Raw genomic sequence first — 23,387 nt, 5'->3', positions numbered from 1 at the left:
TATCATCATGGAACAAACAAGTGGATAGCGAAGAATTTATAGAAAAGCGCAAATTTATCATCAAGTTAGGTAAGTACCTGCATAAATTTGGCACCCCAGCTTATCGCTTAGAATCTCACCTTCAGAGCATCTCAAAGTTATTGGGTATTGAAGGCTATTTTCTCATCTCGCCCACCTCGATGACCTTTGTATTACAACATGATGCCGACCAAGAATATAACCATGTGGCTCGTGTCAGGCCCGGCGATCTCGATTTAGGCTCACTGGCACGAACCGACGAGTTGGTGGGTGAGCTGGTATCTGGCAAACGCACCTTACAAGAGGCCACCGACCGACTGGAAGAGATTGCTAACAAACCTAGCCCTTACGGCACCCTATTAACCTTATTGGCGTTTGGCTGTTCGGCGGGCGCCTTTGCTATGTTAATGGGCACCAGTTGGCATGACGTATTTTGGTCGGCGGCCCTGGGGCTCATGGTGTATGGCCTCGTTTACCGCGCCGAACGCTCGACACGTATTGCCGAAGCCCTAGAACCTCTGGCAGCCATTTTATGTGCCATCGTCGCCTGTGGCATCGCCTATTTTGACCCTTTTATTAATATCCCGGTGGTGATTCTGTCGGGTATCATTATCTTTGTCCCCGGGCTGGCGTTAACCCTAGGCTTGGCCGAATTGGCCGCGCGAGATTTAATCTCCGGCACCGCGCGTATCATGGACGCGTGCATGCTGCTGTTTAAGCTCTATTTTGGCGCCATATTTGGCATGGTGATTGGCTCGGCAATCTTTGGTGAAACCATCTATTTTGAACCCGATCCCTTGCCTCGTTGGGCCATTTGGTCAGCGGTCCCCATCTTGTCGATGGCGCTGGTTATCATCTTTAAGGCGCGTTTAAAGGATGCCGCTTGGGGGGTGTTTGCCGGTATTATCGCCTTCTTTTCCGCCATGCTCGCGGGCATCTACTTGGGCGAGTCTATCGGCATCTTTTTTGGCGCCTTGGCGGTCGGGATCTATTCCAACTTATATGCCCGCTGGATGAAAGCTCCCGCTTCCATTGCACTACTGCAGGGGATCGTTATCTTGGTTCCCGGCAGTAAAACCTATATTGGTCTCAATACCCTCATATTGGGTGAAACCATGCTCAACCAATCCCATATTGGCTCACAAATTTTCTTAATTTTTATGTCGCTAATCGCCGGGCTGATATTTGCCAACGTGGCCGTACCACCGCGCGGAACCCTATAGCCTATGCACTATGCTGATACATTGCGCCGCATGTATCAGCATTTGCGTAAATAAAATCATTACCTTATTTCAATTCCCAGCTTGACTAATACTGACACTGGGTGTGTTATTGAAATGTATCTTTTTTGTGGTCGCGAGATGCTTTAATCATCACATAACAATAAGGTGGGTCGCTCCATGCCATATGTCGCTCGCTGTATTGCGCTATTAAGTTACCTGCTGCTAGCCCCGCTGCATGCAGCTATCTCCCCTGAGCCGACATCTGCGCCATCGAATACTCAAGCAGGGTTAGCCAACACAGCACAAACCGATCCCCAAACGGTAAAAACCCCCATCAACAATATTGTCGTGGTTAGCCACGCCATATTCGATGAGTCCGATCCAGATGCTTTTTTTATTCACCGTTGGGCCAATTATCTGCACATCAATACCCGCGAGTCGACCCTACTGAGTAAACTCAGCTTCAATGTGAATGACGAGGTGTCACAACAAGATATTGAAGAAGCACAGCGAATTTTAAGGTACGAGCCTTACATTCGCGACGCCAAGATAACGTTTGCGCAGCCCGACCCTGATGCGGCGCCAAGTGACCCAGGAAAAACCGTATTAGTGGAAACCTGGGATAACTGGTCACTGCTGCCCACATTTAGCGCCAGTAGAAGTGGTGGTGAAAGTAAATTTTCTATCGGTATTAAAGAAGATAACTTACTCGGTTACGGCATCCGCACTCGTTTGAAATACAAATCCAGCGCCGATCGCAGCGGCTACCAGCTGGCCTTTCAAGCCCCCATGGATGACTGGATAAGACGCGCCACTCTCTCGGCAAACTTTTACGATAACAGTGACGGTGAAGCGGCCATGGTTGACTTCACCAAGCCGTTTTATACTCTTGACGATACCGATATGTACTCAGGGCGTTATATCAATGATTTACGAACCGATACTCTGCGCCAAAATGGGGTTGATGTGGATCAGTTTGAGCATCAAATCAATTTCTATAATGCGCAATACGGTTGGCGCCTCAACAAGGTCAATGACTGGCGTTCACGTGTATTAGTGGGGATCACTCAAGATCAACACACCTTTAAGCATATCGATACCTTTGTTGACGGCCCGCTGCCACAAGACCGAGATTATCACTACCCTTGGATAGGCTATCACTATCTGCAAGATGATTTTAAAGTGCTCAACAATGTCTACCTGATTAACTATAACGAAGACATTAACCTTGGTTGGCAACACTATGTCAGCCTGGGTATCGAAACCCAAGACACTAATGACAGCTCCCCTGTGGGTTATCACATCAACTGGCGATCATCGAGGGGATATCAAAGCCAAGCACAATTGCTACTGATGAGTATCGATGGCGAAGGCGTGTTTGCCACCAGCCAACCCGACTACTTTAAGGTGAATACGACAGCGGAATACTTTTATAAGCTGTCACCTAAGTGGACCGCTTATGCCAAGATGCGCTTGAGCGCCTCACAAAACAACTACCTCGACCAAACTTTTGCTCTGGGTGACAACACAGGCGTACGGGGTTACCCCAATGATTACCAACACGGTGATAACCAGTGGTTAGTCACTGCCGAAATTCGTAACTACCCTAATATTAATCTGTATCAACTGGCCGAACTTGGTTGGGCGGTATTTAGTGATTATGGCCATGCCACAGGCGGAACCGACCAAGATAATGAAGAGTCCGGCCCCATAGGTAGCTTTGGCATTGGTGCACGTATCTATTCGTCGCGCTCCAGTTACGGCAGTGTGGCTCATATCGATTTATCAGTGCCCTTTACCAGTGGCGCCGACGTCAACAGTTGGGAATGGCGCTTTCAAGTAAAACAGCACTTTTAACGGCTAAGGGCAACGCCAGCGTATAAACCGTCAAGGTGATTGCCATAGCGACTTGATTAATAGCGACGTGCTCACCAAAGCTACGTGATTACGATAGCGACACCCTACAGTGGCCACACAATAAGCAGTAACGGTAAGCTTATCGCCACCACTAACAGCTCTAGCGGCAATCCCATTTTCCAATAATCACCAAAGCGAAATCCCCCAGGTCCTAGGATTAAGGTGTTATTTTGATGCCCAATCGGGGTCAAAAAAGCACACGAGGCGCCGATAGCGACCGACATTAAAAAGGAATCAGGATTCACCCCTAGCTGGCTGGCAGTACTGATGGCAATAGGGCACATCACCGCAGCCGTGGCCGCGTTATTCATAAAATCTGACAGGCTCATGGTGATAACCAATATCAAACCCAAGGCAACAACAGGATTACCCTGTGCAATATTATCGAGCAACGCCTTAGCGAGCAGATCGGCCGCGCCAGTCGATGCGGTGACGCTAGCAACAGGAATTAGCGCCCCAAGCAAGACGATAACCGACCAATCGACCGCATCGTAGGCGCTCTGCAGCGGTACTATGTTCAGCGCCAAATAGGCTAGCACGCCCAAAGCAAACGAGATGGCCGTTGGGACCAAGCCCGTCGCGGCGCCGGTGACTGCCAACACCATAATGAACAATGCTAGCATGACTCTTTTGGTCACTATGATCCCAATGGCACGCTGAGCCAAGGGCATACAACCTTGGTTGGCAGCAAAAGCACTGATTGCCTCAGGCTCTCCCTGCATCAGTAGCACGTCTCCTGCTTCGATGCGCGTTAATCGTAACCGCTTTATTGAGCGCCGTCCCCGCCGAGAAATCGCCAGTAAATTAACGCCATATCGCCCTCTGATCTGCAGCCCTTTGGCTGTGCGCCCATTAATAGCCGATTGCGGCATTACCACCAGCTCTTGCAGAACAATATCATCTAACTCTGGCTCTTTTTTGGTCTCACTGGTCGCCTCGTCACTGTTACTGTCGCCATCGCCAGCTGCCGACTCAGGCTGCTCTGTCTCCTCCACCTTAGGCGGTATGCGATCTTCAATTAATTTAAATTCAAACTTGGACAACACCTGTGACAGCGACTCTGGCTCAGCCTCGATAATCAGGATATCGCCAGCGCGCAATACTCTTGACTGACTCGGCGATGAAACCCTAAATGCATTGCGAACCAAGCCCACTACCTGAGCGTCGGTCTCATCCATCTCATGATCAATTTGGCGTAAAGATTTACCCAGCGACTGGCTGCCCTCTTCAACCCGTACCTCAGCAAGGTAGGTTCCGGTGTCGAAACTGCTGCCAGCCGCCTGTTTGCGCGATGGCACCAAACGCCAACCGATAAGCGCCACAAACACCACGCCCACCACCGCCACAGTTAACCCTACTGGCGTAAAGTCAAACATGGCAAAACCCTCGGCGGCGGTTTCAGCACGAAATCCAGAAACAATGATATTAGGTGGCGTACCGACGAGGGTCGTCATGCCACCTAAAATCGTGCCAAAAGCCAGTGGCATCAACACTCGTCCCGGTGGCAGTGATAACTTAGTGGCCACTTGTATGGCCACCGGCATCAACAACGCCATGGCGCCGACATTATTCATAAAAGCACTGAACAAGGCGCCTATGCTCATAAGTACAGTGATCATCACTGTGGGGCTGTCGCTGGATGGCAACATTTTTTGCATCATGGCATCCACCGCGCCAGAGAGCTGCAACCCTTTACTTAACACCAGCACACAAGCCACAGTGATCACCGCTGGATGACCAAAACCTAAAAATGCCTCATCGGCGGGGAGTAAACCCAGCAACACACACCCAAGCAACGCCGCCATTGCTACCAGATCATGGCGCCAACGCCCCCAAATAAATAGGATAACGGTTGCGGCAAGAACAAGAAAAATCAGCATCTGGGGCTGGGTCATATGCATGGCCTGCATAATTTTTAGGTAGCTCAATAACAGTTGATATTCCTACTTTTAGCAAGCTTGAGTGTTCACAAAAACAAGGTAACTTAAGGCGCCCACACATCAGCAAACATTGTATTGCATCATGGTTATAGCGGCTTTAAGCCTGTCTCTCATGGGGTATGAGACAGGCGCATCATTGAAAGGCGCTAAACCATTGTTATTTCATTGCGCCGCAGGCTGAGCCTGATGAATACCAACTGAGAGGGCAAACTGGTCTCTTTGGCGCAATGGCAGGATTGCCAACCCTAGAAACAACTCGCCCCTTTACTCGCAAGTGTTAAGAAAACCTTAAGATTTGCACACTAGATTGATAAGCATCACCTCATCTGGAATCGACTTTATGAAGCAATTGCTGCTACTGCTTAGCTTGGCCTGTTCAAGTTTATTCTCGCTGCCAACCTATGCTGCGCCTTCGTTGTCGCACCCGGTATTAACCTCACAAGGCGAGCAAACCACACTTAACCAATTTAAAGGCCAAGTCGTTTATGTCGACTTTTGGGCTTCTTGGTGCGGTCCGTGCCGCAAATCTTTTCCTTGGATGAACGCCATGCAAGCTAAATATCAGCAACAAGGACTCGCCATCGTCGCCATTAATTTGGATACCGAAAAAGCGTTAGCGGATAAATTTCTCAGTAAGTTACCGGCGCAATTTCATGTGCGTTTCGACCCCGAAGGCACCACAGCGCAAGCATTTAATCTTCAAGGTATGCCAAGCAGCTTTATCTTTAACAAACAAGGTGAGCTCGTTCAGAGCCACATGGGCTTTTTCGAAGAATATGCATCGCAGTATGAGCAAGAGCTCGTGACGCTATTAAAGGAGTAAGCAATGAAAAAAACAATTCTGACCTTAGCCATTATCACCAGTCTATCGGCCTGTTCGAACCTAGGTGTAGAGCCGTGGGAAAAAGATCAACTGGCCCGCGCGGACATGGCGTTAGATGCTGAAAAGCTCGATTATGCCCTTGATGATCATATCTATTTCAGTAAAGAAGGTACCAGTGGTGGCCGCGCATTTGCGGGTGGAGGTTGCGGATGCAATTAACTAAACATCGCAATATTGCCAGTGCACTGGCGATGGCGAGCTGCTCCTTAGTTGGCCAGCAAGCGCAAGCAACTGAAACGAGTCTTGATGATTGGAAGGTCGATGCCGCCGTAATGTATTACGGCGAACAAGACAGAGTGCAAGCGGTCGAGGCGATAGGTAACGTACAAAAAGCCTTTGGCGACACCTCGCTACTCGACATGAAATTGGTCGTCGACAGCCTAACTGGCGCATCGGCCTCGGGGGCAGTGGCGCAAGACACCAGCCAAACATTCACTCGCCCCTCGGGCAATGGTGAATATGTGGTTGCCCCTGGCGAAACGCCCCTTGATGACACCTTTCATGACACTCGCGTGCAGGCTAGCGTCAACTGGACCGAAACCTTAACCCCCCAATGGAAGGTTAACGGCGGTATTTATGGCTCCAAAGAGTTCGATTATATGTCGATGGGTCTCAATGGCGGCGTAGAACGCAGCTTCAATAAAGATAACACTACCTTAGCGTTATCAGGCTCCTATACCTATGATGTTATCGATCCCGTTGGCGGCAAACCGGTGGCATTTTCGGCAATGGTGCATCGTGGCGACTTTCAAAATGAAGATGATTATCGCGCGGCGTTCAATCGCACCCGTATCGAGGGCACCGAAGACAAGAGTACCGCCGATGTATTGCTAGGGGTGACTCAAGTGCTTAACCGTCGCTGGTTGTTCCAAGCCAACTACGGCTTATCAAGCGTCTCTGGCTACATGAATGATCCGTACAAAATATTAAGCCAAGTCGATAGCACAGGTACCACCCAAGACTACCTGTATGAAAACAGACCCGATTCACGCCTAAAGCATAGCTTTTACATGATGACGAAAGGCGCACTGGACTCAGGCGTGGTGGATTTCTCTTATCGTTACAGCACTGACGATTGGGACATTCAATCACACACCTTAGAAACCCACTATCGCTACTATTTCAGTGGTAATTTCTATGGTCAAATTCATTTGCGCTACTATCAACAACAGGCGGCTAACTTTTATCAACCGTTTCTGCTCACCTCAGACCCACTGCCTGAATATGCCAGCGCCGATTACCGTATTGGTGACATGACGGCTTATACCGTTGGCATTAAATTTGGTCAACGCTTAGCGGGCGGCCATGAAATGAGCTATCGATTGGAGTATTATCAACAAAACCCTGAAAATAATGGCACCGAGTTGATAGGCCAATTGCAAAACTATGATCAATTCCCTCAGGTAAAGGCGATCATGGCGCAATTTAGCTACTCATTTTAGCCAATCTCGTGCCCGCAGATGCGGGCCTTTAAGGACAGCTATGGCGCTCAGTAACTCACATGCCCCAATGACGCACACCGAAATGACGCTGCCCCCTTTAGCCCAAGGTGCAGAGCTGCATCCCCGCCCGTGGGGATTTTTGGGACAATTTCGCGCCATGGCCAGTCCTTGCGAATTACTTATCGCCACGTCAGATGTGACCACGGCCAGCCACATCCTTAACCTCGCTGCCCATGAAGCTAAGCGAATAGAAACCAAATACAGCCGATTTATCACCCATAATCCCCTTTGGCAACTTAATCATGGCGATGGCAACCCCATGCCCATCGACGCTGAAACCCATCGTTTGCTCAGCTTTGCGCAGCAGTGCTATAGCCTCAGTGATGGCCGTTTCGACATCAGCGCAGGCCCATTAATGCAGCTATGGCGCTTTGAAGACCTCCAACATGGGCGCATCCCCTCAGCCCAAGAGATCAACCACGCTAAATCCTTGGTCGACTTTTCGGCGCTGCACATCACCACGACCAGCCTACAGATGCCCAAGGCCATGAGTTTAGATTTTGGCGGCATCGCCAAAGAGTATGCGGTCGATAATACCGCCAGGTTAATAGCCGAGCGGTGGCCAACACTTTCGGTACTGGTGAACTTTGGCGGTGATATCGCCTGCCCTGTGGCACGCACATCCCCCGAAAGTGCTTGGCAAGTGGGCATCGAAAACCCCAATGCGTTAGATAGCGCGAGCGCGTTATTACAGATCCGCCAAGGCGCTCTCGCCACCAGCGGCACAACAAGACGCTACCTTGAAAAGGACCATAAGCGTTACGGCCACATTGTCGACCCAAGTAGTGGTTTTCCCGTAGAAAACGCGCCACTATCGATCACCGTATTAGCACAAAATTGTGTGATGGCTGGCATGCTGTCGACCATGGCTATGTTAGAAGGCGCTAACGCCGAGGCCTTTTTGACGGCGCAAGGCGTCTATTTTCAAGTGTATCGATAATTCACTCACAACTTGATATAAATAAACCAACCGACCGCATCCTTGTTGGGTCATCGCAATAGGATCAATATGCGTATACTGCTTGTCGAAGATAATGATTTACTCGCCCAAGGGATCTGCCTTAGCCTCGGCAAAGTTGGCATGCAGATCGATCACCTTAGTAGCTATCAACAAGCACTGAACTCAGTACACAACGAGACCTTTAGCGCCATAGTACTCGACCTTGGCTTACCCGATGGCAGTGGCAAAAACCTATTAAAACATTGGCGTAAGCAAGGATTATCCACCCCCACCATAGTGCTAACAGCCAATACCGATTTCGACACCAAATTGGCCTGTTTAGATATGGGTGCCGACGATTACCTAAGCAAACCCTTCGATGTGCGCGAGCTAGCCGCGCGGATCCGCGCCATTGTGCGCCGTCATCATGGGCAAAATAACAACAGCTTAAGCGTTGGCGCCTTGCACATGAACTTAAATACCCGCGAAGTGCAGTTTCGTGAGCGCTTAATCTCACTCTCTCGGCGCGAGTACCAGCTGTTACATGAGTTGGCGCAATCCGCTGGCAGAGTGCTAACTCGCCACCAGCTTGAGCAGCTCACCTATGGCTGGGATGAAGTGGGTAGTAACTCTATCGAAGTGCACATTCATCACTTACGCAAAAAAACCACCAATGAATTGATCAAAACCGTACGCGGTATAGGTTATACCTTGGTTGAGACCGAATAATGTATTCACTACGTTTGATGCTAACCACGCTGATGCTGACAGGCATCGCCCTGTCGGTTGGCTTGTCGAGCTGGATGAGCACCCGTGATGCTTCAGAGCAGATTGAAGAACTTTTCGATGCGCAAATGATGCAAACGGCTAAAATGCTGGAACTGTTTTATCAACATGGCATTACAGCAAGTGATGCCCAAGCATTAACCGAACAGGCGCAGGTATTTCATGTTGAAAATAGTGATGTTGATACTTTTGCTGAACAGGCTGACGCCCTACAACTCTCCTATGAACACAAATTAGCGTTTCAGATCTGGTCAGATAAAGGCGAGCCTTTAATTCTGTCTGACAACATCACCGCCCAGCCGATAACCGAATTTGTCGCCGGTTATCATCAAAAAATATTAACCGATGAGCTGTGGCATGTTTTTAGCTATTATTCTAAAGATAACCACGTCTGGATTGTCACCGCCCAGCAAGATGAAGTGCGCCAAGAGTTGGTGTCACAAATTATGCATAATGCCGTCAGCGCCCCTTTAATGATCGCGCCAGTTGTGCTGCTGGCTATGTTATTGCTGTCTTATTGGCTATTTAAACCGCTCAAGGCATTTGAGCAACGGCTCACCCAACGTAGCCCTCATGATGTCACGCCTATCTCTATGCCCCTGCCTAGCGAACTTCTTCCAGTGCAAACGGCGCTCAATTTATACATCAACCGCTTTGCCAACGCCTTGGCGCGAGAACGACGCTTCAGCGCCGATGCGGCGCATGAATTAAAAACTCCACTGTCGGTCATTAAGCTGCATCAAGATGGACTAGCAGAACTCATCCCCCCGTCACAACAAGCTAAATTACATTTAGCCGCCATTAACAGCGGCGTCACCCGTCTCAGTCATACCGTAGAGCAACTGTTATTACTCGCACGGGTCGATTCGATAGAAGAGCTCACACTCGGGCGCAGCCATGTACAAACTATGGTAGAGGAGGCGCTAAACCAACTTATGCCAGGGATCACCGATTTCGAATGGGAGATGGCGATCCCCAGTGACCTGTATGTGGCCGCCGACCATTTTTATATCGAATTAGTGCTTAAAAACCTGTTAGAAAACGCCTGTAAATACAGCCCAAAAGAATCACTTATCCGCATTAGCGCGACAAGAAACGCTAAATATATTGATATTGGTATTACAGATAACGGCCAAGGGATGACGCCAGAGCAAATTGCTAATGCCGTAGAGCGCTTCTATCGAGTGAATGAAAATGAAGGTACGGGGGCGGGCTTAGGATTATCGATTTGCCATCATATTGTTGAGCTGCATCGGGGTAAACTCACCCTAACATCACGCCCCCAAGCGGGACTCACTGTGACTGTCAGCTTACCCGCCGCCTAGCTAAAAATGCTCAGCATAGCCCTAAGCGATCCGATAAAGGCTCCTGAGCAAACAGCAAGGCAATAGCAAGGCGCGCACCAGTATGACCAGCGGCGCAGTCAGCCATCATCTCATTAAGTGACCTGCTTGGTCTTGGTATAAGTGGCTTTAGGCGGCTTAGGTTTAACTGACAACCTTAAACACTGCGGTCTAGACCCTACTCAGGCGATGTCTCTGACGGGGACGAAGATAATGTGGCAAAAGCGTAATTATTTTTACCTTGCCTTTTAACCTGATACATCGCCTTATCGGCCATTTTCACCAAGGCATCGGCATTATCGCTATGTTGAGGATATAAGGCGATGCCAATACTGGCAGAGATCTTGACCTCGACATCATCATAAGTAAAAGACTGGGCTAATACATTGACAATGCGCTCGGCGACCAACTTAACCGAAACCTGACTCTCAACTTCTGTACATAAAATCAAAAACTCATCGCCGCCAATACGCGCAACGGTATCGATATCGCGAACGCTGCAGCTAAGACGCTGAGTCGCTTCGATTAATAACTGATCACCCGCATCATGGCCAAGCGAATCATTGATCGCCTTAAACCCATCTAAATCAACAAAAAGCACCGCTCCATTCTTGCTGTGCGCCGTGAGCAAGGCATCATTCAGGCTCTGCATAAAAAGCGCTCGGGTAGGCAAACCTGTTAGCGCATCGTGATTAGCTAAGTGGTGGATGCGTTTTTTAGCCTCTTTTAAATCTGTGATATCTTCTTTAACTGCCACAAAATGACTAATATTGCCGTCACGCTGCTTCACCGGCGCGATAGACGCTATCTCCCAAAAAAGCTCACCGTTTTTCTTACGATTATGAAATTCACCACGCCACGTATGTCCAGAAGAGATCGCCCGCCACAATCTTGAATATTCATTGGGATTCATTTCACCCGATTGTAAGACACGCGGATTTTGGCCTATCAGCTCATCTGGGCAATATCCAGTTTTCTCAATAAAGGCCGGATTAACATAGTTAATCGCCCCCGCATTATCAGTAATAATAATGGATGATGCCGACTGCTCAATCGCCAAGGACAAAATGCGTAATTTAGACTCTAATACCGAATAACTCAGTAAAACCAGCGAAATAGCAATACCACCAATAATAAACACACCACTTAATAACACACTGGAGGAAGTCAAACTCGGATCTAAAAATTCACTATAGGAGGTAGAAAAAAGCGCAATGACACCACGAATACCATGGGATAACCCAAATAAGCCAAACATAAACGCAACTGCATAACCTGCGGTGCGCCACGGTGCGTCCTTCTCAGCCAATAATGTCTTTACTATCATGGCGCATATCATAAAAAAGGCAGCGCTGAGCACAGCGATTCTAGTATTGAGATTATTATCAACATAATAGAAGTAACTAAACAGCAGCAATACCAACAACGGAAAACTAAAATCTAATAACCCTATGGGTGCACGACCGGTAAAAATACGCACACCACGATAAATAAGCAAAAAACCAATTACATATAGAGTATTAGCGATAACCAGCGAGAGGAAGTCAGGCAGGGTACCTCGCCCAAAAAGCAGCACACTACCTAAAGCAATACAAGACATGCCCGATGCCCAAAAGCCTGAACCATTACGCTGATGTTGCGCTCGCCACAACGAAATTAACGCCACGGCAGAACCGATTGAAATAAGTGCAGTGACGACGAGTAAAGTACGATTATCTAATATTTGCATATAAACCGCATAAGACCATTTGTATCGGTGAACTCCATTTCAACCCTTTCGGGCGTAGCATTAATGGCAAAATGAGCGGTGACCTTATTTGTATTTTTACAATGTTTATATTTAGTAAGATTTAGCGGTGAGATGTTAACACAAAAAGGTCATTTGAACCGTGATATAAAACATATTCGGCTTTATTCTGCGGCGTTGAAAGAATGCAGTATTAATCGCCGCCTATAGATGAGAAAAATTCGCTTCGGATGTTTGGACTTGAATAAGGGGGAGTTGAGATAATAGCCGGTGAAAAAACAATGAGTACTGGTGTTTTATCCTAATGAGACTGTATAAGCACAAAAGGCCTCACATTGCTGTGAGGCCTTTCGTATAAAGAGGGTGAGTTGGCCGATAAGCCGGGTCCTGTCGTGGACAGTTATTCATCTAGGCCTGCAATCGCTCACAGGCTCAAGCGACCTACCCGGTTCCAACGCGAGCCACGCCATACGGAACCCTATTTGGTCTTGCTTCGGGTAGAGTTTACCTTGCTACGGACTATTGCTAGCCGCACGGTGCGCTCTTACCGCACCCTTTCACCCTTACCAACTTGATAAATCAAGCTGGCGGTCTCCTCTCTGCTGCACTTGTCGTCGGTTCACACCGCCCAGGCGTTACCTGGTACCCTGCTCTTTGAAGCCCGGACTTTCCTCCCCGTTCTTGCGAACGCAGCAACTGTCTGGCCAACTCGGCGCGGATTATAGCTTAATGACTCTTGGCATTCCACCTAATCTTCGCCACAGACAAGCTACGCTGGATAATCGATTACAATCCGATCTCTAAGCCATATTTATATAGGGCATTTTTCTTCAATCCGTGGATCTGTGCAGCGATGGCAGCAGCCTTTTTTAACGGTAACTCTTCAATTAACAGTTTAAGGGTGTTGATAGCCACCGTTGGGATGCCTTCATCATCATTAATTCGATGACCATGGCACATCAGCACAATTTCACCTTTTTGCTGATTAGGATCTTGCTTTACCGTCTGCAAGATTTCAGCAGCCGGGCCTGAGAGGAAGGTTTCAAAGGTCTTAGTCACTTCTCGCGCCATCACCACATGGCGATCTTCGCCTAGCGCGGCCACGATAGATTCGAGACTGTGGACGATGCGGTGAGGCGATTCATAAAAAATCAGCGTACGTGGATCTTCAGCCAGTTCGGTTAACTTATCGAGGCGGCCCTTCTCTTTGGCCGGCAAGAAGCCTTCAAAAGAAAAGCGATCCGATGGTAACCCTGACGCACTCAGTGCGGTAATGGCAGCACAAGGCCCAGGTAGCGGAATAACGTTGTAACCTGCCTCTCGCACCTGAGAAACCAAGTGATATCCGGGGTCTGAAATCAAAGGCGTGCCCGCATCAGAGATTAACGCGACCGCTTCGCCATTGGACAGTTTTTGAATGATCCACTGGGCACGATCCCTTTCATTATGATCATGTAGCGCCGTTTTACGGGTTTCGATACCAAAATGGCTAAGTAATTTACCACTGTGACGTGTGTCTTCGCAGGCGATAAGTGACACCTGATTCAGCACCTCGATTGCACGAGTACTGATGTCTCCAAGGTTGCCTATGGGGGTTGGAACTATGTAAAGCGCGACCGACAGGTCCATATCTACCTCTGTAATGATTGTCACAAGACTTTCGTCAAGCTGAAGAGCAGGTTAAACTACAGCCAGCATCTTACCAGAGTGAAGTCCTGTGTTAAAAAGACTGAATACAACTAAATTTATCTTTATCGCGGTTTTATCAACGGTGTTATTTGGTTGTGCCACTTCGACACCGCCAGTTAAGGAGACCCAAAGCCAGGTCTCTTTGAGCAGCGCGCCACTCAATGCCTCACAGTATTTAGCCGATGCTGCAAAGGTATCATCTGCAGAGCAACGCGATAGACTCATGTTGCAAGCGGCCCACGCCTTTATTAATCAGGGCGATACCACTAATGCGGCGCAAACATTGGCGTCAATCAAAGCTAACTTAGTGCAAAAGCCAGAACTGTTAGCGCAACATAAATATTTAACCGCACGCGTGCTAGAGCTTACCTCGACTTATGATGATGCACTCGCCCAGCTCAATTATCCAAGCCAGTGGCGCTTAGCCGAATGGCAAATGGCTAACTATTACCAGCTTAAGGCGCGCCTGTACCAACTGATAAAACAGCCTATCGAACAAGCAAGACAATTGAGCCTGCTGAGCCTTTATCTTCCTAAGCCAGACTCATATCGGGTTAATGACGAGATTTGGCGGATTTTACAGCCGCTGCATGAACAAACCTTGTTGTCATTTAGCCAAGATACCAGCACCCCGGTTTTTACCGGTTGGTTACAGCTGGCGTATATTGCTAAGCATTATGCCATAGATCCTCAAGTGCTCGTGCAGCAATTATCGGCTTGGCAACATGATAATCCGCGCCACCCAGCAGCCATGAAGCTGCCAACGGATCTTGAGCGTGCGGTTAACGCTAAGCCTTACAGGCCCAAAAATATCGCGGTGCTATTGCCGCTTAGCGGCTCGAGAGCCGCTATCGCCAACCCAATTAAGCAAGGTATCGTCTCGAGTTATCTGGCAAATCCTGATGATTCGGTCTCGGTGAACTTTTTCGACTCAGCCCAAGGTGCCGATATCGCCTACCAACAAGCGGTGAATGCTGGCGCCGAATTTATTATTGGCCCACTACTGCAATCGGAAGTCGCCACCATTATCGAGGCACAAAATGCGGCGCCACAGAACACGCGATTGCCGCAACTGTTTCTGAATAAGGCCGACAACATTACCCCTAATGCCGATCAGTTTTTCTTTGCCTTGTCGCCAACCGACGAAGCTATTGATGCCGCGCAAAAGCTGTTTAAAGACGGTATAGAAAAGCCGCTCCTATTAGCCAGCAATGATAATATCGGCCGCCGCATGGCCGATGCCTTTAACGAAAAGTGGCAAGCCCTGACTGAGGAAACTGCTGAGGTACACTTTTATAATAGCGGCGATGAAATGAAGGTGACGGTACAAAAGTCGCTAGGCGTGATTGACAGTAAAGAGCGCATTGCGCGCATTAAAGCCTTGCTGGGTAATCAAATTGAGGCAGACTTTCGCTCTCGTCGCGATATTGATGCTATTTACATGATCTCCAGCAGCCAAGATCTGCCCTTACTCAAACCCTTTATCGATGTTAATTTCAGTGTGTTTGCTCAGCCGGTACCGCTTTATACCACCAGCCGTAGTCGTATTGAAAACAACTCACGTGCCGCCGCACAGGAGCTCAATAATCTCACCATTAGTGATATTCCCTGGCTATTAAAAGCCAATGCCGAAACGGCAGAGGTGGCTAAGCTGTGGCCCAACTGGAGCAACAGTCAAAAACGCCTCTATATTATGGGTTATGATGCACTGCAGTTGGTGAGTAAATTAGCCCAGATGCGAGCCTTACCGGGTTATCAATATTCTGGTGGCAGTGGACTGCTTTCGGCCGCGCCGGATGGTACTATTAACCGCCAGCTGAGTTGGGGACGTTATCAACGCGGAAATCTGCGACCACTATGACGCTGCCAGCCCATTTAAGCCGAGGCCGCTCAGCAGAAGATGCGGCGTTAGCTTATTTGCAGGCTCAAGGGCTGACATTCGTCGAACGCAATGTGCGGTACCCGTTTGGTGAAATTGACCTCATCATGAATGAGGGCCAAAAATGGATTTTTATTGAGGTAAAATACCGCCAATCTAAACAGTTTGGTGGTGCAATACACGCGATTAGCCGAGGCCAAATCGAGCGACTACGTCGAGCAGCAAATCATTATATGCAGCGCAATCATATTGATGCACAATGCCGCTTTGATGTCGTCGCCATAGATGCCAATGATATAAATTGGATCACCAATGCATTTTAGTGATCACTAAGCCTCATGCACACAAGTAAAGGCTTGTTGACAGAGTTATTGTTTTTTAAGGACCTACCCATGTTAGAACGTATTAAAGATAGTTTTACTCACTCAATCCAAACCAAAATCGATGCTGCTGAAGCATTGCCTGAGTCGATTGAGAAAGCAGCTGAAATGATGGTGCAATGCCTATTAGGTGGCAACAAAATTCTAGCTTGTGGTAATGGTGGTAGCGCTGGTGATGCACAGCATTTCTCGGCCGAGCTGCTTAACCGTTATGAGATTGAGCGTCCACCGTTACCGGCTATCGCGTTAACCACTGACACCTCAACCATTACGGCTATCGGTAACGATTACAGCTATGACGAGATCTTTTCTAAGCAAATCTTAGCCCTAGGTCAACCTGGCGATATTCTACTGGCGATTTCAACCAGTGGTAATTCGGGTAACGTCATCAAGGCGATGGAAGCGGCGCTGAGCCGTGATATGACTATCGTGGCCCTAACAGGTAAAGATGGCGGCGCGATGGCAGGCCTGATGGGCACTAACGATGTTGAAGTACGTGTGCCCTCGAATGTGACCGCGCGTATCCAAGAGGTGCATTTATTGGTGATCCATTGCCTCTGCGACAATATCGATCGCACGCTATTCCCGCAGGACGAGCAAGCATGAGAGCTTGGCTCCCATTAATTGCTATTGCTTTACTGCTTCAAGGCTGCGCCGGTGCTGTAATGGTCGGTGCGGTTGGTGGTGCCATGATGGTCAACGATGAGCGGAGTTTTTCGACGCAAATCGATGACACCAATGCGGACTTCCAAATATCGAGCGCCCTAGGCGCCCACGATGATATTAAAAACCAAACTAATATTACCGGTATCGCCATGAATGGTAATGTGCTGGTTATCGGCCAAGCACCTAACTCTATGTTGCGTGACAAGGCGATTAATATCATCCAAGGGCTCAACCTAGGGGGTAAGATCCATAATCAGATCCGCATAGGTAACCCCACCTCTTTTACCACGCGCAGTAATGACACTTGGATCACCACCAAAGTCAAAACGCGTATGCTCAATGACAACGCACTCGATATTACCCGTATTAAGGTGATCACCGAAAACGGCGAGGTGTTTTTGCTTGGTGTCGTCAGTCGCGAGCAAGCCGATCTCGCGGTAGACATAGCCCGCAATACTGCTGGCGTGCGTAAAGTGATCAAAGTGCTCGAGACGCCTAGTACCTAATTGGCGCCAGGCATAATGGCTACAGTGAAGACAACGCCAGCTTTCGCTTAGCCAGTGCCAACTTAATTTGTGGAAAAATCAGCGATGGCAATACAATTAATGCCGCGCCAAACCAGCTGAGCCCATCGAGCCATTCATCAAACCACAGCCAGCCAAAAAAGATAGCAAATAACAAGCCACTGTATTCGGCCACCGCAATATCGCCCGCCTGTGCTCGGCGATACGCCAATACACAAAACAGCTGATACGCCAGCAAAAAGCCGTTACTTAATATTGCCACCCCTAACATTTGCCAGCTAAAACCAATAAACCCTGTTAACGCGGCAATTAAGGCCACCAGCGGTAGGCTGAGTAAGTTATATAGCATCACGGTAAGGCTTGCCGCTTCGGTGCTAGGCAGTTTACGCAGCGCTAATTGATTACCTGCAAACATCATGGCAGAAAACAGCACAGCTAATCCTGCCATGTTGAGCTCACTCGGACGTAATATGATCACTATGCCAATAAAGCCCAGCACAGCCACCATCACTTGCGTGCGCGTTAATTGCTCATTAAGAAACAGCATCCCCATGACAATGATCATTAACGGCGCCGAGTAAAACAGCGAGCCTACTGTGGCTAATGGCAACGACAATAATCCAACAATTAGACACAAACCACCAAGTGCACCACTGTTAGCACGTAAAATATGTAACTTAATAAACCGTGATTTTGGCCGGCCGGCATAGCACCATAACGGCAACATCATCACAATAGCCGTCATTTGTCGCAGCAGCAAAAACATCACCGCATTACTCTCTTCGGGCAACCACTTAACCGAAACATCGTATAACGCACTAAATACATTGCCTAAAACCAGCAGTCCAAGCCCAATCAAAATGTTTCGCTGCATTGGCGCCATCTCAACGTCATCTAATAATCGCTGCATCATAAGCAGCAAAAAACTAAAGCAGAAGTGATGATTTCTTTTAATAGATGAATTAAATTCATACATTGACCCAATGAGATCGCAAGAGGCACTTCAATGAGGAAAATTCCGCCGCTAAGGGCATTGCAGGTTTTTGAAGCCGCCGCGCGTCAGCAACATTTCTCCCGTGCGGCCGATGAGCTGTGCATTACCCAAAGCGCGGTGTCACATCAAATTCGGCTACTTGAAGAACATTTTGCGCAACCCTTGTTTAAGCGCGAAGGGCGCGCATTAAAACTCACCGACAAAGGGCAACGGCTCTACCAAGAAGCGGCGCGAATTTTTAATGAATTGAGTGTGCTTAATCAACAGATGATTGGTGAGCAGCAACAGGCATTACGGTTAGCGGTATACAGCTCATTTGCGGTGAAATGGTTGATCCCACGCCTAAGTGAATTTAGGCGTCATCAACCCGAAATTCAGATCCGCCTCGACATGGTCACCGACGATCCTGTGCTGTCCCATAGTGCAGCCGATATGTTTATTACCGGGCAAAAACAGCAAAAAGGCTACTGGCAACAACTGCTTCATCGAGAGCGCCTTATCCCGGTTTGCAGCCCCGACTTTGTCAATCAAGGGCAGACGCTGGATCTACCTTGGTTGGCCCAGCAACCTTTACTGACCGTTGATGAGGGACCGCTGGGGCTCGATTGGCAGCGTTGGTTAGCCCATCATCAGCTTGCCGTGACTCGCCATACTAAGCAGCACCTTTTTAGCCATGTGTTACTCGCCATTGAAGCGGCGATTGCAGGCCAAGGCGTGGCCTTAGCATCGGATTTTATGGTGGCCGACGATATTGCTCGCCACCGTCTCATCGCGCTGCCCTTTCCCAGCATAGATACTGGATTTGAGTTCAACTTTTTATGCAAACAACGCCGCGTCAAAGAACCTGCCATCGCCAGTTTTATTAATTGGCTCCTGCTGCAGCAATAGAACGTTTTCATTGGTGGCAATGCAAAAAGCCAGCTTAGCTGGCTTTTTAACACAAAATATTGGCTATCGATTAGACGATAAGGCCAATCTTTTCGTATACCTGCTTCAGCGTAACCTCGGCACGCGCTCGTGCTTTTTCAGCCCCTTCTTGCATCACTTGATTAAGGAAGGTTTGATCGGCTCTAAATTCGTGAAAACGCGCTTGTAGTGGCTCCAACATATTCACTACAGCTTCACCTGTGGCCACTTTTAAATGACCATACATCTTACCTTCAAACTCGGCTTCCAGACTGGCAATCGACTGGCCAGTACAGCCCGACATTAAACTCAGCAAGTTAGACACGCCTGGCTTAGCATCGACATCAAAACGCACCACTGGTGGCTCTTCACTATCGGTCATCGCTTTTTTGACTTTCTTCATGATCGCTTTAGGATCTTCAAGTAAGCCGATAACATTATTACGATTATCGTCAGACTTAGACATCTTCTTCAACGGATCTTGCAGCGACATCACCTTAGCCCCCGTTGCCGGAATAAAGGGCTCTGGTACCACAAAAGTATCGCCATAGGCATTATTAAAGCGAGTCGCAATATCACGCGTTAACTCTAAGTGCTGTTTCTGATCTTGGCCAACAGGCACTTCGTTGGCTTGATACAGCAAAATGTCGGCCGCCATCAATACGGGATAATCGAACAAACCTACGTTGATATTATTGGCATGTTTTTGTGACTTATCTTTGAACTGGGTCATTCGATTTAGCTCACCCATTTGGGTGTAGCAGTTTAACGCCCAGCTTAATTGCGTATGCTGAGGAACCTGAGACTGTAAAAAGACGGTGCTCTTTTTAGGATCGATACCGCAGGCCAAATAGATGGCTAGCGTGTCTAGACAGGCTTCACGTAATTTAATCGGATCTTGTCTAACGGTGATCGCATGGAGATCGACAACGCAATAAATACAGTCATGACTGTCTTGCATACCCACCCACTGACGCAGAGCACCCATGTAGTTACCAATACTCAGCTCACCAGATGGTTGAGCACCACTAAACACGATAGGTTTTGCAGTCATTCGTTTATTGCTCCGTTGATTCAGCAGTTAAGTTAATTAATGCTGTTATTTCACTAAATTGTTCACATACAGCGCTTGGACCGCTGAGCCCGATATCTTCACCGTAGTTATACCCATAGGTCAAGCCGATTGAGGCAATACCCGCCGCTTTGGCCGCTAAAATGTCGTTTTTAGAATCGCCCACCATTAAAAGCTGCTCTGGTGTTAACTGCCACTGGGTTAATAGGTGAGTTAACGGCATAGGATCGGGTTTCATTTTGGCTAACGAGTCACCGCCCAGCACTAGGCTAAAGAACTCGGCAATGTCGAAGGCCTCGAGTAAGGGCATGGTAAAACGATAAGGCTTATTCGTGACCACAGCCAAGCGATATCCGGCGGCATGCAGCTGCTGTAATACCGGCTTAACACCGTCATACAATTTACTGTGTTGCTGTAAATTGGCTTGATAATGGCGCATAAACAGCGGCATAGCATCGGCTAATTCGGCCGCATCTATCACCCTATCATGGGCAAAGCTGAGTGCTCGCTCGGCTAACTTTTCGGCACCATTGCCCACCCACGAACGTACCTGTGGCTCACTACAGCTAGGCAGATTTAGCTCTGCCAGCATGGCATTGGTGGCGGCTGCAAGATCAGGCACACTGTCGATGAGCGTACCGTCTAGATCAAAGGCTATTGCCTTAATTTGCTTTGCATGGATCATGACTTAACCTCTGTTTTCGCCAGTTCTACGCGCATCTCATCAATGACCGCTTTATAATCTGGTTGGCTAAAAATCGCCGAGCCCGCCACAAACATATCGGCGCCAGCGGCAGCAATTTCGGCAATGTTGTCGACCTTAACGCCGCCATCGACTTCGAGACGAATATCAAAGCCACTGGCGTCGATGCGCTGACGCACTTGACGTAATTTGTCCAGTGTTGATGGAATAAACGACTGACCGCCAAATCCAGGGTTAACTGACATCAATAAAATCACATCCAGCTTATCCATCACATGATCAAGATAATGCAGTGGCGTACCAGGATTAAACACCAGCCCAGCCTTACAGCCCGCCTCTTTAATTAACTGTAAGCTTCTATCGATATGCTCTGAGGCTTCTGGGTGAAAGGTGATGATCGACGCACCAGCGTCAGCAAAGTCCGGAATAATACGATCCACAGGCTTAACCATTAGGTGCACATCTATATCGGCCGTGACACCATAGTCACGCAGCGCCTTACACACCATAGGACCTATGGTTAGGTTAGGTACGTAATGATTGTCCATCACATCAAAGTGAACGACATCGGCACCCGCACTGAGCACGGCATCAACATCTTCCCCAAGGCGGGCAAAATCGGCAGAAAGAATCGAGGGAGCAATTAAAAATGGACGCATGGTTAACTCACTAGTGTGGATAATAAATACGCTATTCTACCTCAATGCCTTACTGCCTCTCTAGGGCTTTAGTGGCATTAAATGTGCTCAAACTCAGAAATGAGTGCTTTTATTCAGGCCGCTTGAACGCCTGTGGAAATAGATGTTCAAAATATAAACGGCTTTGCTATAATGTTGCCAATTGTTATATTTACGTGCGATACAGGATGTAGACATGAATAATAAGCTAAAACTGTCGGGCAACCTTAAGTCAGCAGGACTGCTGGCGTTTACAGCATTTGCTGTCGGGGTTGTAACCGTAAACGTTAAGGGGAATATCCAGAGCACTAACTCATCGACCTGTGAACATGATAGCAATACCGCTTATAACTCGGCATTACCTGCAAGTCACCCGGCTAATCGCTGTCCGCAACCATCGGATAATGTTAGCTGGATAAATTGGTTAACAGGTAACAGCCGCTCGAGTCAGTTCCATTTTGTCGACCTACTAGAATTACTCCATGGCCATAAAAGCAGCCCGATGGATGACATTAATCCCACGAGCCCAAAAAATCGCTACTAAAAGGCGCTCCCTCATCCAACTACTATTTAGCACTTTAGCTGCTTTTTTTGGCGTGCAAACCGAGCATAACCGCCAGCGAGACTTTCAATCTCACTCTGCTATCCCCTATCTTATCATGGGGATAATTTTAGCCATTGGCTTGGTGATAGGCTTAATCGTTATTGTTAATCTGGTACTGACTTAATCGTTTTCGCTATGATATCTATCATCATATAGCGCCATCAACTCATCCACTTTTTTACGCCCACTGCCATTTTGGCTAATGTTACGTTGCACCTGAATGGTATCGAAACGGGCACCGTGATAGAGCTCGCGGGTTAATGGAATGTCATGATTACTAATTAACACGGGAATACCACGATCAATCGCGGTGTGCCGCGCCTTTCGGGCCAGTAATGCCTGATCATCTAAGCTAAAACCTGAGCCCACATAGGTGGTAAAACTGGCTGTCGTCGATAATGGCGCATACGGCGGATCGCAATAAACAACGTCACCACTTTGGGTAAAGCTGAACGCCTCTTCGTATCCGATACAGCGAAACTCCGCCTGCTGAGCTTTTTCGGCAAACGCCATGATCTCATCGTGAGGGAAGTAGGGTCTTTTATATGAGCCAAAAGGCACATTAAAGCCGCCTTTCTTATTGTAGCGGCACAAACCATTAAAGCCGTGACGATTCATATAGAGAAAATAGACCGAACGTAAAAATGGATCGCTTACCTGATTAAATTCGCTGCGAACTTGGTAATAGACTTGTTTGTCATTCTTAGCATCGACAAACATTGCCTTAGCCGCCCGAATGTACTTTTCAGGGGTGGCTTGCACGATTTTGTACAGGTTAATCAAGTCATGATTAATATCGCATAGCAGGTACTGCTGGTAATCAGTATTGAGAAATACTGAACCAGCACCGACAAAAGGTTCGACTAATCGGTCGCCTTGGGGAAGGTGTTGCGTGAGAGCATCAACCAGCTTAAATTTTCCACCAGCCCACTTAAGAAAGGCCCTTTGCTTTTTAATCATCTAAATCGATTGAATGCGCCATGAAAACAAGGTG

General features: G+C 48.1%; 23 protein-coding genes and 1 other RNA gene. 15 read left to right on the top strand and 9 right to left on the bottom strand.

Translation table 11 applies throughout. The features are described from left to right. The first annotated feature begins 20 nt into the window (after nucleotides 1–20). Both AC0VXX_RS01135 and AC0VXX_RS01130 read left to right on the top strand, forming a co-directional pair. The gene (locus AC0VXX_RS01135; RefSeq protein ID WP_475515551.1) at nucleotides 21–1,241 is read left to right on the top strand and encodes a threonine/serine exporter family protein; all 1,221 of its coding nucleotides are present in this window, start codon (nucleotides 21–23) and stop codon (nucleotides 1,239–1,241) included. Nucleotides 1,242–1,418: 177 nt separating this feature from the next. Then, on the top strand, nucleotides 1,419–3,098 hold the full coding sequence (locus AC0VXX_RS01130) for a BamA/TamA family outer membrane protein (protein WP_475515550.1): 1,680 nt from the start codon (nucleotides 1,419–1,421) through the stop codon (nucleotides 3,096–3,098). Nucleotides 3,099–3,202: 104 nt separating this feature from the next. On the opposite strand, the gene AC0VXX_RS01125 is transcribed toward AC0VXX_RS01130, so the two are convergent. Beyond that, nucleotides 3,203–5,068, bottom strand: a complete 1,866-nt coding sequence (locus tag AC0VXX_RS01125; RefSeq protein WP_475516900.1) for an SLC13 family permease — start codon at nucleotides 5,066–5,068, stop codon at nucleotides 3,203–3,205. Nucleotides 5,069–5,438: 370 nt separating this feature from the next. Here AC0VXX_RS01125 and AC0VXX_RS01120 point away from each other — a divergent pair, with 370 nt between their 5' ends. The 6 genes from AC0VXX_RS01120 to AC0VXX_RS01095 all read left to right on the top strand — a co-directional run bounded on the left by AC0VXX_RS01120 (nucleotide 5,439) and on the right by AC0VXX_RS01095 (nucleotide 10,534). Continuing rightward, nucleotides 5,439–5,921: a TlpA family protein disulfide reductase gene (locus AC0VXX_RS01120; RefSeq protein WP_475515549.1), complete on the top strand. Its 483-nt coding sequence runs from the start codon at nucleotides 5,439–5,441 to the stop codon at nucleotides 5,919–5,921. Between the two features lie 3 nt (nucleotides 5,922–5,924). Next, on the top strand, nucleotides 5,925–6,140 hold the full coding sequence (locus tag AC0VXX_RS01115) for a DUF4266 domain-containing protein (protein ID WP_475515548.1): 216 nt from the start codon (nucleotides 5,925–5,927) through the stop codon (nucleotides 6,138–6,140). Next, the gene (locus AC0VXX_RS01110; protein ID WP_475515547.1) at nucleotides 6,131–7,423 is read left to right on the top strand and encodes a DUF3570 domain-containing protein; all 1,293 of its coding nucleotides are present in this window, start codon (nucleotides 6,131–6,133) and stop codon (nucleotides 7,421–7,423) included. Before AC0VXX_RS01115 ends, AC0VXX_RS01110 begins: the two co-directional genes overlap by 10 nt. An 82-nt stretch (nucleotides 7,424–7,505) precedes the next feature. Next, nucleotides 7,506–8,423 carry an FAD:protein FMN transferase gene (locus tag AC0VXX_RS01105; protein WP_475516899.1) on the top strand — a complete coding sequence of 306 codons (918 nt, stop codon included), beginning with the start codon at nucleotides 7,506–7,508 and terminating at the stop codon, nucleotides 8,421–8,423. Nucleotides 8,424–8,492: 69 nt separating this feature from the next. Next, complete coding sequence (locus AC0VXX_RS01100; protein WP_475515546.1) at nucleotides 8,493–9,152, top strand: response regulator; 660 nt, start codon at nucleotides 8,493–8,495, stop codon at nucleotides 9,150–9,152. Next, nucleotides 9,152–10,534, top strand: coding sequence for an ATP-binding protein (locus AC0VXX_RS01095; RefSeq protein ID WP_475515545.1), 1,383 nt, complete (start codon nucleotides 9,152–9,154; stop codon nucleotides 10,532–10,534). The genes AC0VXX_RS01100 and AC0VXX_RS01095 overlap by 1 nt, the downstream gene beginning before the upstream one ends. A gap of 196 nt (nucleotides 10,535–10,730) precedes the next feature. Here the strand turns inward: AC0VXX_RS01095 and AC0VXX_RS01090 are convergent, their stop codons facing one another. From AC0VXX_RS01090 to rsmI, 3 genes are all read right to left on the bottom strand, one after another. Next, nucleotides 10,731–12,281, bottom strand: a complete 1,551-nt coding sequence (locus AC0VXX_RS01090) for a diguanylate cyclase domain-containing protein (protein ID WP_475515544.1) — start codon at nucleotides 12,279–12,281, stop codon at nucleotides 10,731–10,733. Nucleotides 12,282–12,659: 378 nt separating this feature from the next. Beyond that, nucleotides 12,660–13,011: RNase P RNA component class A (rnpB, locus tag AC0VXX_RS01085), an RNA gene on the bottom strand. Between the two features lie 74 nt (nucleotides 13,012–13,085). After that, a complete protein-coding gene (gene rsmI / locus AC0VXX_RS01080; protein WP_475516898.1) occupies nucleotides 13,086–13,928 on the bottom strand; it encodes a 16S rRNA (cytidine(1402)-2'-O)-methyltransferase in 843 nt (280 codons plus the stop codon). Nucleotides 13,929–14,016: 88 nt separating this feature from the next. On the opposite strand from rsmI, the gene AC0VXX_RS01075 reads away from it, so the two are divergent. The 4 genes from AC0VXX_RS01075 (at nucleotide 14,017) to dolP (ending at nucleotide 17,419) form a co-directional block, all read left to right on the top strand. Beyond that, on the top strand, nucleotides 14,017–15,849 hold the full coding sequence (locus AC0VXX_RS01075; protein WP_475515543.1) for a penicillin-binding protein activator: 1,833 nt from the start codon (nucleotides 14,017–14,019) through the stop codon (nucleotides 15,847–15,849). Next, nucleotides 15,846–16,190 (top strand): YraN family protein, encoded by a 345-nt coding sequence (locus AC0VXX_RS01070; RefSeq protein WP_475515542.1) that lies wholly within the window; start codon nucleotides 15,846–15,848, stop codon nucleotides 16,188–16,190. Before AC0VXX_RS01075 ends, AC0VXX_RS01070 begins: the two co-directional genes overlap by 4 nt. A 69-nt stretch (nucleotides 16,191–16,259) precedes the next feature. After that, nucleotides 16,260–16,853, top strand: coding sequence for a phosphoheptose isomerase (locus AC0VXX_RS01065; RefSeq protein ID WP_110459085.1), 594 nt, complete (start codon nucleotides 16,260–16,262; stop codon nucleotides 16,851–16,853). After that, on the top strand, nucleotides 16,850–17,419 hold the full coding sequence (dolP, locus tag AC0VXX_RS01060) for a division/outer membrane stress-associated lipid-binding lipoprotein (protein ID WP_475515541.1): 570 nt from the start codon (nucleotides 16,850–16,852) through the stop codon (nucleotides 17,417–17,419). Before AC0VXX_RS01065 ends, dolP begins: the two co-directional genes overlap by 4 nt. Before the next feature lie 19 nt (nucleotides 17,420–17,438). On the opposite strand, the gene AC0VXX_RS01055 is transcribed toward dolP, so the two are convergent. Then, on the bottom strand, nucleotides 17,439–18,311 hold the full coding sequence (locus tag AC0VXX_RS01055) for a DMT family transporter (protein WP_475516897.1): 873 nt from the start codon (nucleotides 18,309–18,311) through the stop codon (nucleotides 17,439–17,441). A 132-nt stretch (nucleotides 18,312–18,443) separates the two neighbouring features. Between AC0VXX_RS01055 and AC0VXX_RS01050 the strand changes: the two genes are divergently transcribed. Beyond that, nucleotides 18,444–19,319: a LysR substrate-binding domain-containing protein gene (locus AC0VXX_RS01050; RefSeq protein WP_475515540.1), complete on the top strand. Its 876-nt coding sequence runs from the start codon at nucleotides 18,444–18,446 to the stop codon at nucleotides 19,317–19,319. A gap of 70 nt (nucleotides 19,320–19,389) precedes the next feature. On the opposite strand, the gene trpS is transcribed toward AC0VXX_RS01050, so the two are convergent. Genes trpS through rpe form a run of 3 tightly spaced genes read right to left on the bottom strand, consistent with a single transcriptional unit; the run spans nucleotide 19,390 to nucleotide 21,771 of the window. Next, on the bottom strand, nucleotides 19,390–20,391 hold the full coding sequence (trpS, locus tag AC0VXX_RS01045) for a tryptophan--tRNA ligase (RefSeq protein ID WP_475515539.1): 1,002 nt from the start codon (nucleotides 20,389–20,391) through the stop codon (nucleotides 19,390–19,392). A 4-nt stretch (nucleotides 20,392–20,395) separates the two neighbouring features. Next, nucleotides 20,396–21,094, bottom strand: a complete 699-nt coding sequence (locus tag AC0VXX_RS01040; protein WP_475515538.1) for a phosphoglycolate phosphatase — start codon at nucleotides 21,092–21,094, stop codon at nucleotides 20,396–20,398. Then, nucleotides 21,091–21,771 (bottom strand): ribulose-phosphate 3-epimerase, encoded by a 681-nt coding sequence (gene rpe / locus AC0VXX_RS01035; RefSeq protein WP_475515537.1) that lies wholly within the window; start codon nucleotides 21,769–21,771, stop codon nucleotides 21,091–21,093. Before rpe ends, AC0VXX_RS01040 begins: the two co-directional genes overlap by 4 nt. Before the next feature lie 214 nt (nucleotides 21,772–21,985). Between rpe and AC0VXX_RS01030 the strand changes: the two genes are divergently transcribed. After that, entirely contained in the window at nucleotides 21,986–22,333 is a 348-nt protein-coding gene (locus tag AC0VXX_RS01030; protein ID WP_475515536.1) for a hypothetical protein, read from the top strand. Next, nucleotides 22,296–22,517: a DUF2970 domain-containing protein gene (locus AC0VXX_RS01025; RefSeq protein WP_475515535.1), complete on the top strand. Its 222-nt coding sequence runs from the start codon at nucleotides 22,296–22,298 to the stop codon at nucleotides 22,515–22,517. Before AC0VXX_RS01030 ends, AC0VXX_RS01025 begins: the two co-directional genes overlap by 38 nt. Here AC0VXX_RS01025 and AC0VXX_RS01020 read toward each other — a convergent pair. Continuing rightward, nucleotides 22,514–23,353: a Dam family site-specific DNA-(adenine-N6)-methyltransferase gene (locus AC0VXX_RS01020; protein WP_475515534.1), complete on the bottom strand. Its 840-nt coding sequence runs from the start codon at nucleotides 23,351–23,353 to the stop codon at nucleotides 22,514–22,516. The two genes, AC0VXX_RS01025 and AC0VXX_RS01020, sit on opposite strands and share 4 nt — an antisense overlap. Nucleotides 23,354–23,387 lie beyond the last annotated feature (34 nt).

Source organism: Shewanella sp. QJM3NY_23 (assembly GCF_056173105.1).
The sequence above is the reverse complement of the archived record's forward strand: the minus strand, read 5'-3'. Positions and strand labels throughout refer to the sequence as shown.

Bases quoted from the DNA above. Each gene is read 5' to 3' on its own strand.
- AC0VXX_RS01130 (WP_475515550.1), top strand. From the start codon at position 1,419: ATGCCATATGTCGCTCGCTGTATTGCGCTATTAAGTTACCTGCTGCTA.
- AC0VXX_RS01125 (WP_475516900.1), bottom strand. From the start codon at position 5,068: ATGCAGGCCATGCATATGACCCAGCCCCAGATGCTGATTTTTCTTGTT.
- AC0VXX_RS01120 (WP_475515549.1), top strand. From the start codon at position 5,439: ATGAAGCAATTGCTGCTACTGCTTAGCTTGGCCTGTTCAAGTTTATTC.
- AC0VXX_RS01115 (WP_475515548.1), top strand. From the start codon at position 5,925: ATGAAAAAAACAATTCTGACCTTAGCCATTATCACCAGTCTATCGGCC.
- AC0VXX_RS01110 (WP_475515547.1), top strand. From the start codon at position 6,131: ATGCAATTAACTAAACATCGCAATATTGCCAGTGCACTGGCGATGGCG.
- AC0VXX_RS01105 (WP_475516899.1), top strand. From the start codon at position 7,506: ATGACGCTGCCCCCTTTAGCCCAAGGTGCAGAGCTGCATCCCCGCCCG.
- AC0VXX_RS01100 (WP_475515546.1), top strand. From the start codon at position 8,493: ATGCGTATACTGCTTGTCGAAGATAATGATTTACTCGCCCAAGGGATC.
- AC0VXX_RS01095 (WP_475515545.1), top strand. From the start codon at position 9,152: ATGTATTCACTACGTTTGATGCTAACCACGCTGATGCTGACAGGCATC.
- AC0VXX_RS01090 (WP_475515544.1), bottom strand. From the start codon at position 12,281: ATGCAAATATTAGATAATCGTACTTTACTCGTCGTCACTGCACTTATT.
- rsmI (WP_475516898.1), bottom strand. From the start codon at position 13,928: ATGGACCTGTCGGTCGCGCTTTACATAGTTCCAACCCCCATAGGCAAC.
- AC0VXX_RS01070 (WP_475515542.1), top strand. From the start codon at position 15,846: ATGACGCTGCCAGCCCATTTAAGCCGAGGCCGCTCAGCAGAAGATGCG.
- AC0VXX_RS01065 (WP_110459085.1), top strand. From the start codon at position 16,260: ATGTTAGAACGTATTAAAGATAGTTTTACTCACTCAATCCAAACCAAA.
- dolP (WP_475515541.1), top strand. From the start codon at position 16,850: ATGAGAGCTTGGCTCCCATTAATTGCTATTGCTTTACTGCTTCAAGGC.
- AC0VXX_RS01055 (WP_475516897.1), bottom strand. From the start codon at position 18,311: ATGCAGCGAAACATTTTGATTGGGCTTGGACTGCTGGTTTTAGGCAAT.
- AC0VXX_RS01050 (WP_475515540.1), top strand. From the start codon at position 18,444: ATGAGGAAAATTCCGCCGCTAAGGGCATTGCAGGTTTTTGAAGCCGCC.
- trpS (WP_475515539.1), bottom strand. From the start codon at position 20,391: ATGACTGCAAAACCTATCGTGTTTAGTGGTGCTCAACCATCTGGTGAG.
- AC0VXX_RS01040 (WP_475515538.1), bottom strand. From the start codon at position 21,094: ATGATCCATGCAAAGCAAATTAAGGCAATAGCCTTTGATCTAGACGGT.
- rpe (WP_475515537.1), bottom strand. From the start codon at position 21,771: ATGCGTCCATTTTTAATTGCTCCCTCGATTCTTTCTGCCGATTTTGCC.
- AC0VXX_RS01030 (WP_475515536.1), top strand. From the start codon at position 21,986: ATGAATAATAAGCTAAAACTGTCGGGCAACCTTAAGTCAGCAGGACTG.
- AC0VXX_RS01025 (WP_475515535.1), top strand. From the start codon at position 22,296: ATGACATTAATCCCACGAGCCCAAAAAATCGCTACTAAAAGGCGCTCC.
- AC0VXX_RS01020 (WP_475515534.1), bottom strand. From the start codon at position 23,353: ATGATTAAAAAGCAAAGGGCCTTTCTTAAGTGGGCTGGTGGAAAATTT.